Source organism: Streptosporangium sp. NPDC049644, assembly GCF_040675205.1.
GTDB lineage: Bacteria > Actinomycetota > Actinomycetes > Streptosporangiales > Streptosporangiaceae > Streptosporangium > Streptosporangium fukuiense.
In genome coordinates this window covers 1-12942 of sequence record NZ_JBFAOJ010000152.1, presented here as the reverse complement: position 1 = coordinate 12942, position 12942 = coordinate 1, and the positions used below count along the sequence as shown (strand labels likewise).

The window sequence follows — 12942 nt, the reverse complement described above, 5'->3', positions numbered from 1 at the left end:
CTACCCGTGAGGCCGCGCCGGCGACTGGACTGAGGAGAGGGAGGTCGCGAGGAACGAGCGACCTCCCTCACGAGGGAAGGAGGCGGATAAGAGCGGCCTCACCGCGACGCGCCAGCGTCGCCAATAGCTCGCCGGTAGGCGCGGGCGACGGCGCGCAACTCGGCCTCGGGGTCGAGTCCGGCCGCGTGCCCCTGCCGTACGAGCTCGAAGAGCTTCGCCCCCAGGCCGTCGGCGGGCACCCCCTCGGGAAGGCCCGCCGGGGCGCCGGCGCGCTCGGCGCGGCGCAGGAGCTGCGCGACGAGGGAGAGCGCGGGCTGGCCCATCGGGACGCCGTCGACCGCCGAACCCGGATCGCCGCCGCTCTTGGCCGCGCGCTCGGCCGCCTTGATGGTCTCCCAGTTGGCACTGACCTCGCCCGCGCCCTCCACCCGGGTGTCGGCGAAGACGTGCGGGTGGCGGCGGACGAGCTTGGCGACGATCCCGTCGGCCACGTCGTCGACATCGAACCCGTCCGGCCGTTCGCGGGCGACCCGCGCGTGGAAGGCCACCTGGAGGAGCAGGTCGCCCAGCTCCTCGCGCAGTGCCTCGTGGTCGCCCTCCTCGATGGTCTCCAGCACCTCGTAGGCCTCCTCGATGAGGTACGGGGCCAGGGACTCGTGGGTCTGCCGGGCGTCCCACGGGCATTCGACCCGCAGCCGGTCCATCACCGAGATCAGGTCGAGCAGCCGCGCGCCCGGCAGGTCGTACGAGCCGGGGACGACCTCGATCACCGGCGGGTCCTCCAGCGCCACGGCGGCGTGGCCGATGGAGCGCATCAGCGCCTCGTCGGCCTCCAGCCACACGACCGTCGCCGCCGCCGCCTCGCGGACCAGCGCGGCGGGGTCGCAGGCGACCACCTCGACGTCGATCCCGGCCTCCGCCAGGTACGGCAGGTGCGGATGGTCAGCGGCCCCGGTGCGGACCGGGCCCTGTCCGAGAACCTGCCAGGCGCGATGGCTGAGCAGCCCCGGGGCGACCCGGGGCGAGGTGGTGACAATGATCAGCGACATGCCCGGAGGCTACTGCTGCGGGGTCTCGGGCTGCTCGGCGGCAGGGGCGGCGGGAGCCCCGGCGGCACCGAAACGACCGGCGTCGACGAAGACGCTCGGCCGCTCCTGGCTCCGCTCCTCGTTGAGCTTGCCGTAGCGCGGGTTCCAGGTGATCGGCATGGCCTGCAGCTCCTTTCTCGCCTGCTCACTTCCGCGTTGGAAGGCGGCCTCGTCCGTGCCGCCGCCGTACTTGGCGGCGAGCTTGCTCATCAGCACCTGCGACCTCATGAACTCGCGTGCGTGCGAGGGGGCCACCGCCTGCTGGAGCATCTGCTGCTCGAACTTCTCCTGACCGCCCTGGCCCGCGATCACCTGGTCGATCTCGCCGTCGGTGACCGTGATGCCCTTGCTCTCCGCGACCTTCGCGTACTGCTTGGCATTGGCCAGCTGGAAGAGCACGAGCTGCGAGACGTTGTCCTGGAACTGCAGTTGCGAGGCGGAGACGCCCGCCTTGGCCAGCGCCTCCTCGTACTCGCGGACGTTCCTGTTCAGCTCGCTGGAGCTGATCCGCTCTCCACCCACGATGGCGGCGGCGCCGATCTGGTTCGGAGAGCAGGCGGTCAACGCGACACCGGCGGCGGCGACCGCCAGGATGACGCGCACTCGGGTCGACTTCACATGCGTTCCCTTCACGACAAACGTGCTTACTCTACCCGCGCGGTTTCGAGGAACATCGCCTCGACGAGATCGCCGCACCACTTGAGCAGGTCCAGATCGCGCAGCGGCTGGCCGCCCAGGGGCCTGGTCTTGGGTACGGGCACCAGCAACGTACCGGCTGCCTGCTTCAGCAGCGCCTTCGGGTACAGCCTCTGGAGCCGGACCTGCTGGGAGTCCTTCAGCTCGACCGGCGCGAACTTGATGTTCTGGCCCTGCAGGGTGACGTCGGTGAGCCCGGCGCGGCGGGCGCGAATCCGGAAGCGGGCGACCTCCAGCAGGTTCTCCACCTGCTGGGGCGGCCGTCCGTACCGGTCGACGAGCTCGTCGCGCACCGCGCCGATGTCGGAGTCGGAACCGATCGCGGCGATCCGCTTGTACGCCTCCAGCCGCAGTCGCTCGGAGGTGACGTAGTCGTGCGGGATGTGGGCGTTGATCGGCAACTCGACCTTGACGTCGGGCCGCTCGTCCTCCTGGTAGGTGCCGGCCAGCTTGGCCTTCTGCTCCTGCACCGCCTCGGCCATCATCCGCACGTACAGGTCGAAGCCGACGCCCGCGATGAAGCCCGACTGCTCGGCGCCCAGGATGTTGCCGGCGCCGCGGATCTCCAGGTCCTTCATCGCCACGTACATGCCCGCGCCCATCTCGGTGTGCTGGGAGATGGTGGCCAGGCGCTCGTGGGCGGTCTCGGTGAGCGGCTTCTCCGGCGGGTACAGGAAGTAGGCGTAGCCGCGCTCGCGGCCCCGGCCGACCCGGCCGCGCAGCTGGTGGAGCTGGGAGAGGCCGTAGTTGTCGGCCCGGTCGACGATCAGGGTGTTGGCGTTGGGCACGTCCAGGCCCGACTCGACGATCGTGGTGCAGACGAGCACGTCGAAGTCGCGCTCCCAGAAGCCCACCATGATCTTTTCCAGCTGGTGCTCCTGCATCTGGCCGTGTGCGACGGCGATCCTGGCCTCGGGCACGAGCTCACGCAGCATGGCCGCGACCTTGTTGATGCTGGCCACCCGGTTGTGGACGAAGAAGACCTGGCCGTCGCGCATCAGCTCGCGCCGGACCGCGGCACCGATCTGCTTCTCGTCGTACGGGCCGACGAAGGTGAGGATCGGGTGCCGCTCCTCGGGCGGGGTGAGGATCGTGGACATCTCCCTGATGCCGGTGAGCCCCATCTCCAGCGTGCGGGGGATCGGGGTCGCGGACATGGCCAGCACGTCGACCTGGGTGCGCATGTGCTTCATGGCCTCCTTGTGCTCGACGCCGAACCGCTGCTCCTCGTCGATGATGATCAGGCCGAGCTGCTTGAACCTGACCTCGGATGAGAACAGCCGGTGCGTGCCGATCACCACGTCGACCGAGCCCTCGCGCAGGCCCTCCAGGGTCGCGGAGACCTCACCGTCGCTCTGGAACCGCGACATCGGCCTGACGTTGAGCGGGAATCCGGAGAACCGCTCGGCGAAGGTCGACATGTGCTGCTGCACCAGCAGCGTGGTCGGCACCAGGACGGCCACCTGCTTGCCGTCCTGCACCGCCTTGAACGCCGCCCGCACCGCGATCTCGGTCTTGCCGTAGCCCACGTCGCCGCAGATCAGCCGGTCCATCGGGATCGGGCGCTCCATGTCGCGCTTGACCTCGTCGATGGCCTCAAGCTGGTCACCGGTCTCGGCGTAGGGGAAGGCGTCCTCCATCTCGCGCTGCCACGGGCTGTCGGGCGCGAAGGCGTGTCCCGGCGAGGCCATCCGGGCCGAGTACAGGCGGATCAGCTCTCCGGCGATCTCCTTGACCGCCTTCTTGGCCTTGGTCTTGGCCTTGGCCCAGTCTGCGCCGCCCATCCGGTTGAGTGTGGGCGACTCGCCACCGACGTAGCGGGTGACCTCGTCGAGCTGGTCGGTCGGCACGTAGAGCCGGTCGCCCCTGGCGTACTCGATCACCAGGTACTCACGGGTGGCGCCCTGTACGGTGCGCTGCACCATCTCGACGTAGCGGCCCACGCCGTGCTGCTCGTGCACGACGTTGTCGCCGACCTTGAGCTGGAGCGGATCGACCATGTTGCGGCGCCGGGACGGCAATCGCCGCATGTCCTTGGTCGATGCCTTCTGGCCGACCAGGTCGAGGTGGGTCAGCACGGCCAGTGACGGGGTGACGAACCCGTGCTCGATCAGGCCGGTGGTGACGTGGACGACCTTGGAGTCGGGGATCCGCTCAAGGCCCGGCTCCAGGCGCGCGGGCAGGTCGACGCCCTTGAGCAGCTCGACCATGCGCTCGGCGGGGCCGTGGCCCTCGCTCAGCAGGACGACCACCCGCTCGGAGTCGAGCCAGCCCTTGATGTCCGACAGCGCCCGCTGGGTGTCGCCCCGGTACGCCTCCGCCTCGCGCGCCCTCAGCACCAGCCCGCCGTCCGGCCCGCCGCCCTGGGCACCGTCACCCTCGCCTTCGACACCGAACGGCGCGAGCGACCACCAGGGCTGGCCGAGCCGCCGCGCGTGGTCGCGGATCTCCTCCAGGGTGCGGAAGGCCGCCCCGCCCAGGTCGATCGGCGCCTCGCCGCCGGAGGCCGCGTTGATCCAGGACGCCTCCAGGAACTCCTGGCTGGTCCGCACCAGCTCGTCGGCGCGCCCGCGAATGCGCTCCGGGTCGCACACGAAGATCGCCGCTCGTTCCCCCAGGTGGTCGACGAGCAGGTCCATCTCCCCGGCGAGCACCGGCGCGAACGCCTCCATGCCCTCCATCGGCACGCCCTCGGCCAGCTGCTCCAGGATCTCGGCCAGCGAAGGGTGCGTCTCGGCGAGTTCCCTCGCCCTCTCCCTGACCTCGGCGGTCAGCAGCAGCTCCCGGCAGGGGGCGGCGAACAGCCCGTCCTCGGCCACCTCCAGCGAGCGCTGGTCGGCGACCTTGAACCAGCGGATCTCCTCGACGGTGTCGCCCCAGAACTCCAGCCGGAGCGGGTGCTCCTGGGTCGGCGGGAAGACGTCGAGCAGCCCGCCCCTGACCGCGACCTCCCCGCGCTTCTCCACCATGTCGACCCGGTGATAGCCGTTCTCCACCAGGCTGTGGACGACGCCGTCGAGGTCGGCGTCGTCCCCGGCGCGCAGCCGCACCGGCCGCAGATCGCCCAGGCCGCGCACGATCGGCTGGAGCAGCGCCCTGATCGGCGCGACCACCACGTGCAGCGGACCGGCCGAGAGGTCGCCCTCGACCGGGTGGGCCAGCCTGCGCAGCACCGCCAGGCGCTGGCCCACGGTGTCGCTGCGCGGCGACAGGCGCTCGTGCGGGAGCGTCTCCCAGGCGGGGAAGACCGCGACGGTGCTCTCGTCCAGGAGGCTGGTGAGGGCCGAGGCGAGATCCTCGGCCTCGCGGCCGGTCGCGGTCACCGCGAGGACGGTCCTGGCCGCCCTCTCCGCGCCCTCCCTGGCCAGCGCGGCCACCGCGAAGGGGCGGAGCGCCGGCGGCGCGACCAGCGACACGTCGGACGAGTCGCCCTCGCGCACATCCCGAAGAAGGGAAGCCAGCTCAGGCTCCCCGGCGACAAGGTCCAGAAGTCCGGAAAGACTCATCAGATTCGCCCACAGCCCCACGACGGCAACACGACAGCCCCGAGCCGTACGGACACGGGGGGTACCTGGTCAAGGCTACCGAATTGCGGGCCGGTGCTCCGGCCTTCGGGCGCCCGGGACCGCCCGCACCCCATAAGACCGCGCCGACGACTGGACCGAGGAGTGAAGGAGCGAAGCGGATGAACGACGAGGGAAGGACCCGGATCCCAGCAGCCTCACCGCGACGCGCAGCGTCGCCGACAACCCGTGAGGCCGCGCCGGCGACCGGACTAGGAGAAGGAACGCGCCATTCTCCCACCTCAAGACTCACCCCGGGGACGTGCCTCATGCTCCTGTCCTTGGGGGACTACCCGTGAGGCCGCGCCGGCGACTGGACTGAGGAGAGGGAGGTCGCGAGGAACGAGCGGCCTGCCTCGACGAGGGAAGGAGCCGGATAAGAGCGGCCGAACCGCGACGCGTTGGCGTCGCCATGTAGATGAATCGTGCCGGGTTGACTACTCTCGGTTACATGTCAGAGGTGAGATCGGTCGTCGATCGAGACGACCTGTTGAGTCAGCGGGTCAGGGAACAGTGGACCAGCCAGCTCGGTCGGCGGCTCGATGTCCTGATCGCCGGGTGCGGATGGCCGGAACCGCTCGACCTTGGGCAGGCGGAGGCCAGGGTCATCGGGATCGACGAGGACCTGCCCGCGTTGCGTAAGAGCACGTCCGCCCGCAAGGACCTGGACTCGTGGGCGCTGGGCGACCTGCGCTCCGTGCCGGTGCCGCCGCGGGCGTTCGACGTCGTCTACGTGCCGTTCCTGCTCGAGCGGATCGAACACTCCGAGCTGGTGCTCGACCGGCTGCTCACCGGTCTGCGCCCCGGCGGGCTGCTGCTGGTCAGAATGCGCGACCGGGCCTCGGCGTACGGAGCCTGCGACCGGCTGGCGCCGTCGAGGCTGCGGCGGATGCTGTGGCGCAGGTTCGTCCCCTCGGGAACGGTGGGCCCGCTGCCCGCCGTCTACGAGCAGATCGCCTCGCGCGAGGGGATGCACTCCTTCTGCCTGGTGCGCGGGCTGATGGTGACCGAGGACATCTCCGCCAGCAGCGGGCCCGCGCTCAACGGACCTCTCGGTAAGCTTGCCCGCGCCGCCTGCTCGGTGGTGGAGGTCCTCTCCAGGGGACGCCGGCCCGCGTCTCACGACGAGATAACCATGGTGATCCGCAATCCCCAGAGCCATTTCGCCCGGCTGATCTGAGATCCGCCGGAGCGGTGGAGCCGGGGTCGCCGGACGGGGCGCCCATCCTGAGCAGGCGGGACCGGAAAGTCCGACGATCAGGATTGTGGAGCGGGAGCAGATGACGGCGCCTTTCGAGTGGACCCCCGACGCCCGTGAGCTGGCCGACCTCGAACTGCTGCTCTCCGGCGCCCTCAGCCCGCTGACCGGCTTTCTGAGCTCGGCCGACGCGCACTCCGTGGAGGAGCACGGCACGCTCGCCGACGGCACGCCGTGGCCCGCGCCGGTCACCCTCACGCTGCCCGACGACCACCCCGCCGCCCCCGGCGACCGGATCACCCTGCGCGACCCCGAGGGCGCGGCACTGGCCGTGCTGACCGTCACCGGGCGCGAGGACGGCTTCGTCGCCGGTCCCGTGGAGGCTCTGGACGCCCCCGAGCACGGGCCGTTCGCCCGGCTCCGCCACACCCCGGCGCGGGTCCGCGAGGAGGTGGGCGAGCAGGAGGCGGTCCTGGCCGTCACCATGCGCGGGCCGCTGGGCGATCTCGACGAGATCGTGGCGACCGCGCAGGAGCTGAAGGCGTCGATCCTGCTTCTCCCGCTGGCGTACGGCGAGGGTGGGCCCGCGGTGGTCCGCGCCGCGCTCAAGGCCCGTGACGCGCTGCCGGAGGGCACGCTCGTGGCGGTGGTGCCGCTGGCGCCCAGGGAGCCCGCCATCGACCTGGAGCTGCGCGAGCGCGTGGCCGAGGCCTACGGCGCGACCGAGCACCTGGCGGGCCCGGAACCCGTGACGATTCCCGGGCCCCCGCACCGGCGGGGGCTGGTGATCTTCTTCACCGGCCTGTCGGGCTCCGGCAAGTCGACCGTCGCCCGAGGGCTGCGCGACGCGCTGCTTGAGCGTGGCAGCCGCACGGTGACCTACCTCGACGGCGACGTGGTGCGCCACCTGCTGTCGGCGGGGCTGACCTTCTCCAAGGAGGACCGCGACCTCAACATCCGCCGCATCGGCTTCGTCGCCGCCGAGGCCGCCAGGCACGGCGGCCTGGCGATCTGCGCCCCCATAGCGCCCTACGCCGCCACCCGCGAGGAGGTGCGCGCGATGGTCGAGGCCGTCGGCGCCGACTTCCTGCTGGTCCACGTCTCCACCCCGCTGGCGGAGTGCGAGCGCCGCGACCGCAAGGGGCTCTACGCCAAGGCCCGCGCGGGGCTCATTCCCGGGTTCACCGGCATTTCCGACCCGTACGAGGAACCGGACGACGCCGACCTGGAGATCGACACCACGGGCATCAGTGTGGACCGGGCCGTGCACCAGGTGCTCGACCCGCTGATCCAGGGCGGCTGGATCCGCTGACGGATCCCGGCCCCGTGACCCGCGTCGACGTCAGGATCGGCCCGCGGGGACGGCGGCGTCGAGGTACGGGTCGCGGGCGAGTTCGGCGAAGCTCCGCCGGCCGCCGGGGGTGGTGTCGAAGCGGGTGTCGCCCCGGGGGGCGCGTGGCGAGTCGAAGTAGACCAGGGCTTTGATCCGCGGGTAGTCGCGGATCTCCTCGCGTACCGAGGCGAAGAACCACTCCTTGAACCCGGGCCGGTCGTGGCGCTCGAAGACGCCCCACTCGGCGAGCATGACGGGCTTTCCCGGGAAGCGCCCACTCATCCAGCGGTAGAACCCGGGCCACCGGGGGAAGTCGGGCCGGGTCTTGTTGACCAGCCCGTCGAAGCTGTGCACCCGGTGGTCGACGTAGGGGTCCATCCCCACCCAGTCGACCACGTCGTCACCGGGGTAGAGCTTCTCGAACCAGGGCTCCGACGCCCAGTTGGGCGCCCCCATGTAGGTCATCACGGTGACGGCGTTGGTCACGCCCCCGTGCCGCAGGCGCCGCACCACGTGCCGGAACATCGCCGCGTAGTCGGCCGCGGACATACCCGCGCCGCGGGCCTCCCGTACGTCGTTCTCCGGCTCGTGGTGGACCGTGAGGAAGAACTTCTCCGGGAAGGTCCGCACGATGTGGGCGGCCAGCCGGTCGATCCGCTCGTCCAACGCGCCGTGCGCGATCTGCTCCCAGGTGTGCTCCAGGGAGGGCTTCCAGTTGACCAGCAGGAGCCTGCGGCCGTCCGGATCGCGGGCGATGGCACGCTCCGCGGAGGTCGGGAAGAGCTCGTCCCCCCGGTGGTAGACGTGCATGATGTCGGCCGGGCGGCCCATGCGCCGCTCGGCTCTGGCCAGCGCCCGCTCGGGAGGCCTCCCGGTGAAGATCTCCGGTGCGACGCCCCACCATGCTCCGCAGGAGGGGACGAGCCTGCCGGTGACCTCGCAGGCGGCCCGTGGGCGCTCGCCCGCCGGACCCGGTACGCGCGCGGACGTCCGAGGCTCCCGGGACGCACCGGGACTCTCCGCCCCCGGCGAGGTTCCCGGTGTGCCCGGCGTGCCCGGTGTGCCCGGCGCCTGCCGGGCACCCGCGGCATCGGAGGTCTTCGAGGCGCTGGAGGTCCGGCCGAGCCCGCTCAGCCCCGCTATGCCCAGTCCGAGAGTGCCCAGTCCCAGCACCAGGATGACAGCCGAACCGGCAATTCTTACCATACGCGGAATTATGTCCATAGTGGCATTTGTCCGATGCACCGGTTCCTCACAGCCGTCGCGCGCACGCATTCTTCGACCATCACCGGAAACACCTTCCCATCGCCTGGACGTGCCTCGCCCCCGACTTTACCGGCCCATGCCGGAGCCCCGGAGCAGCCGGTGGGAAATGTCGGATAAATAGCTGTTATCTCATCGTGATTAGCGGGATCGACACGAAGAAAATCTTGTGTATTGGTTCGGGGAAATGGGCGGCCGACCTATAGTTCCTAGGGTTCCCAACGTCTGTTCGCCGGAGAGGCACCCGCGTACATGAGCCCGTCACCGGACACCCCCGGCCGCCGCGCAGGCGGAGACCTGGCGGACTACGCGTCGTTCCTCCGCCGCCGATGGCTGATCATCTGCTCCCTGCTCCTCACCGGAGCCGGTGCCGGCGCAGTCCTGCTACGGCTCGTCCCGCCCTCCTACACCGCCTCCGCTCAGGTCCTGGTGACCGCCACCGGTTCGCCGGAACAGACCAACCAGGTCACCAACCGCCAGCGCGAACCGCTCAACCTCGACACCGAGGCCCAGGTCGCCCGGTCCGCGGTGGTCGCGGCGAAGGCCCACGAACTGTCCGGCGCTCCCGGCTGTCCCGCCGTGGTCTCCGTGCCGCCCAACACCTCGGTCCTGGAGATCTCCTGCACCGCCGCCGACCCGAAGGCGGCCGCCTCGGGCGCGAGCGCCTACGCCCTCGCCTACCTGGCCCAGCGCCGAGACTCGTCCACCCAGATGCTCACGGCCCAGCTCAAGGCCGTACTGGTCAAGCTGAGGCAGGTCAACGCGGGCCTCGCCAAGGTCGCCACCACGCTCCCCCTGCTGAGCAGGGGCACCACGGAGCGAGCCCTCGCCCTCCAGCGGCAGGACATCCTCGGTCGCCAGGCCCAAACCCTCACCGCCAGGTACGACGCCCTCAAGACCGTCGCCGTCACCCCCGGATCGGTGATCAGCAAGGCGGTGGCGCCCACCGCCCCCAGCGCCCCCCGCCCGCCCCTCTACCTGGGCAGCGGCCTCATGGCGGGACTGCTCTGCGGGGTCGGGGTCGCCTGGCTCCGTGACCGCCTCGACACCACCCTGCGGACCACCGCCGACGTCAGGCGGCTGACCGGTCTCGACGCCCTCGGCGGCGAGGAGATCCGCGGCCTGGCGGGTGCGGTGCTCGTGGTCGCCGTGCCCGGCACCTCCTCGCGCGAGGTGCGGGATGCCGTACGGACCCTGAACGACCGCGGAGTCCGAGTGATCGGCGCCTTCGTCGGCCGCGGTGACGCCCCACCGCCCGATCTCCCGTCCGGCCCCGCGCGGACCCCGCACATCTCGTCCGCGGCACAGCCCGGCGCTGCCCGCCCCAGGAGAGCCGAACGGCCCCTCGCGGGCCTGGCGGGCGGTGACCGGGCCGCACCGGAGTCGCCGGACACCGGAGTCGCACCCGGAACACACGGGAACCTTCCATCCGGACGGCAGGCCGCGGCCGGGCGGAGGGGACATCGGCTGTGAGGAGGCTGCGTCCGGCCGCCTGGCCGATCGCCGCGCTCCTGGTGGGATATCCAGTCTGGTGGGCGCTCGGTTTCGGCGGCCTGTCGGTGGTCGTGATGGCCCCGGCGATGGCCCTGATCCTGCTGCGGAGGCGGCCGATCAGGGCGCCGCGCGGATTCGGGCTCTGGCTGCTGCTCCTGGCGGGCTACCTGATCAGCGCGCTGATGCTCGGCGAGATGCCGCCGGGCACCTACGGCGAGTTCGGCGCCGGGCGGCTCGCCGGCTACCTGATGCGCCTCTGCCTCTACCTGTCACTGACGATCATGGTGCTCTACCTCGGCAACCTGACGGAGGAGGAGCTGCCCCAGCTCACCCTGGTGCGCATGCTCGGCGCGCTGTTCGTCACGACCGTGGCGGGCGGCCTGCTGGGCGTGTTCGCCCCGCGCGCCGAGTTCACCTCACCGGTCGAGCTGATCCTCCCCGGCTGGATCAGCGGCAACCCCTTCGTCCACAACCTGATCCATCCCACTGCCGCCCAGGTGCAGAAGGTCCTCGGCCACGCCTCCCCCCGCCCGGAGGCGCCTTTCGAGTGGGCCAACGCCTGGGGCGGCAACATCTCGGTGCTGCTCGTCTGGTTCGTGATCGGCTGGTGGGTGTACGGCGGCCCGCGCAGGCGCCTGGCCATGATCCCGCTGACCGTGCTGGCCGCGATCCCCGTCGTCTACTCGCTCAACCGCGGCCTGTGGATCGGGCTCGGCGTCGCCGCCGCGTACGTCCTGGTGCGCCTGAACGCGCGGGCCCGCATCGCGGCCTGCTCGGCTCTGGTCGCGGGGGCGCTGGTGTTCGCCCTCAGCCCGCTGCAGGCGATGGTGGCCCAGCGGCTGGACAGCCCGCACAGCAACGACATCCGCGCCTTCACCGTGTCTGCGACCGTCGCCGCCGCGGGCACCTCACCGCTCATCGGCTACGGCAACACCAGGAACGCCACGGGCAACCACCGGACGATCACCACCGGCAGGAGCGGCTGGTGTCCCACCTGCGGCCACCCACCGCTGGGGAGCGACGGCCAGCTCTGGTACCTGATGATCACGCAGGGCTTCACCGGGGCCGTGCTCTACGTGGCGTTCTTCGCCGGGGCCGTCCGCCGCCACTGGCGCGACCGGAGCCCGATCGGCATGGCGGGGGTTCTCGTGATGATCCTCACCCTGCTCTACATGTTCGTCTACGACGGGCTGTTCACACCGCTCAGCCTGTATCTGATCTCCTTCGCGCTGCTCTGGAGGAACTCGGTCAACGGCCCCCTCCTGAAGGAGGGGGCTTGAGGCGCGGTGATGCGCTTTGAAGCCCCGCGTTGACCAGCCCTGGCCGTCATGAACTGGAGGTGTGATCCAGATGGCTACGTTGAACACAAGATTGCAGACCGACCTTGGGGTGCTTCCTCAGCTCCAAGCTCTCGAATCCGTGGGAGCAGACACGCCCGAGGGTGGGCACGAAACGGCTCACGGACACCGCCTGGCGGCGGTACCTGGTGTTCAACCTGGGCGAGGGGAGATCGGTCCGGCCGCACCGCCGCACCGTCGTCACCCCGAGGGCGCCTCGGCGCCGGAGGGAGCGAACCGTGAGGTTCACCCTGTCGTGTTCGTCCTGGACGCCCGCGGCCACCCGCTCGACCCCTGTCACCCTGCCCGTGCCCGCCGCCTGCTGGCGGCCAGGCGGGCGGTGGCGGTGCGTCACACACCGTTCGTCATCCGCCTCAAAGACCGGTCGGCTGCCGACTCCACCGTGGCAGGCGTGCAGGTCGGCATCGACCCCGGCTCCAGGCACACCGGCCTGGCGGTGTTCACCGGCCACGGCGGAAGCCGGGCCGGACGGTACTCGATTCAGCTCGACCACCGAGGCGCGGCGATCCGAGACAGGCTCAGCGCGCGGGCCGCGCTGCGTCGGGGCCGCAGGTCACGCAACCTGCGTCACCGCGCGCCCCGGTTCCTGAACCGGACCAGACCCCAGGGGTGGCTTGCGCCGTCGCTGCGCCACCGCGTCGAGACCACCATGTCATGGGTGGCGCGGCTGACCCGGTGGGCGCCCGTCACCGCCGTCCACGTGGAGAAGGTCTCCTTCGACACCCACACCCTCTCGGCGGGCAAGCCGTTGGAAGGAGTGGAGTACCAGCAGGGCACCCTCGCCGGGTACGAGGCCCGCGAATACCTGCTGACCAAATGGGGGCGCACCTGCGCCTACTGCGGCGCGAGCGGGGTACCGCTCAACCTCGACCACATCCACCCCCGCAGCCGGGGCGGCTCCGACCGGATCAGCAACCTCACCCTGGCCTGCATCCGGTGTAACCAGACC

At 71.1% G+C, this 12942-nt stretch carries 9 protein-coding genes; 5 read left to right on the top strand and 4 right to left on the bottom strand.

What is annotated here, in order from left to right:
- Window positions 1–98: 98 nt before the first annotated feature.
- Genes AB0J58_RS42035 through mfd form a run of 3 tightly spaced genes read right to left on the bottom strand, consistent with a single transcriptional unit; the run spans window position 99 to window position 5290 of the window.
- The gene (locus AB0J58_RS42035; RefSeq protein WP_364226827.1) at window positions 99–1049 is read right to left on the bottom strand and encodes a MazG family protein; all 951 of its coding nucleotides are present in this window, start codon (window positions 1047–1049) and stop codon (window positions 99–101) included.
- 9 nt (window positions 1050–1058) lie between these two features.
- Window positions 1059–1706: a SurA N-terminal domain-containing protein gene (locus AB0J58_RS42030; protein WP_364226824.1), complete on the bottom strand. Its 648-nt coding sequence runs from the start codon at window positions 1704–1706 to the stop codon at window positions 1059–1061.
- Window positions 1707–1732: 26 nt separating this feature from the next.
- Window positions 1733–5290: a transcription-repair coupling factor gene (mfd, locus tag AB0J58_RS42025; protein WP_364226821.1), complete on the bottom strand. Its 3558-nt coding sequence runs from the start codon at window positions 5288–5290 to the stop codon at window positions 1733–1735.
- A 508-nt stretch (window positions 5291–5798) separates the two neighbouring features.
- On the opposite strand from mfd, the gene AB0J58_RS42020 reads away from it, so the two are divergent.
- A complete protein-coding gene (locus tag AB0J58_RS42020) occupies window positions 5799–6527 on the top strand; it encodes a class I SAM-dependent methyltransferase (protein WP_343977859.1) in 729 nt (242 codons plus the stop codon).
- 100 nt (window positions 6528–6627) lie between these two features.
- Window positions 6628–7857 (top strand): adenylyl-sulfate kinase, encoded by a 1230-nt coding sequence (gene cysC / locus AB0J58_RS42015; RefSeq protein ID WP_364226818.1) that lies wholly within the window; start codon window positions 6628–6630, stop codon window positions 7855–7857.
- 30 nt (window positions 7858–7887) lie between these two features.
- On the opposite strand, the gene AB0J58_RS42010 is transcribed toward cysC, so the two are convergent.
- Window positions 7888–9084: a hypothetical protein gene (locus AB0J58_RS42010; RefSeq protein ID WP_364226815.1), complete on the bottom strand. Its 1197-nt coding sequence runs from the start codon at window positions 9082–9084 to the stop codon at window positions 7888–7890.
- A 309-nt stretch (window positions 9085–9393) separates the two neighbouring features.
- Between AB0J58_RS42010 and AB0J58_RS42005 the strand changes: the two genes are divergently transcribed.
- The 3 genes from AB0J58_RS42005 to iscB form a co-directional block, all read left to right on the top strand.
- Complete coding sequence (locus AB0J58_RS42005) at window positions 9394–10614, top strand: Wzz/FepE/Etk N-terminal domain-containing protein (protein WP_364226812.1); 1221 nt, start codon at window positions 9394–9396, stop codon at window positions 10612–10614.
- Entirely contained in the window at window positions 10611–11915 is a 1305-nt protein-coding gene (locus AB0J58_RS42000; protein ID WP_364226809.1) for a hypothetical protein, read from the top strand. Before AB0J58_RS42005 ends, AB0J58_RS42000 begins: the two co-directional genes overlap by 4 nt.
- 313 nt (window positions 11916–12228) lie before the next feature.
- On the top strand, window positions 12229–12942 hold a 714-nt coding region (iscB, locus tag AB0J58_RS41995; protein WP_364226806.1), incomplete at its 3' end, for an RNA-guided endonuclease IscB.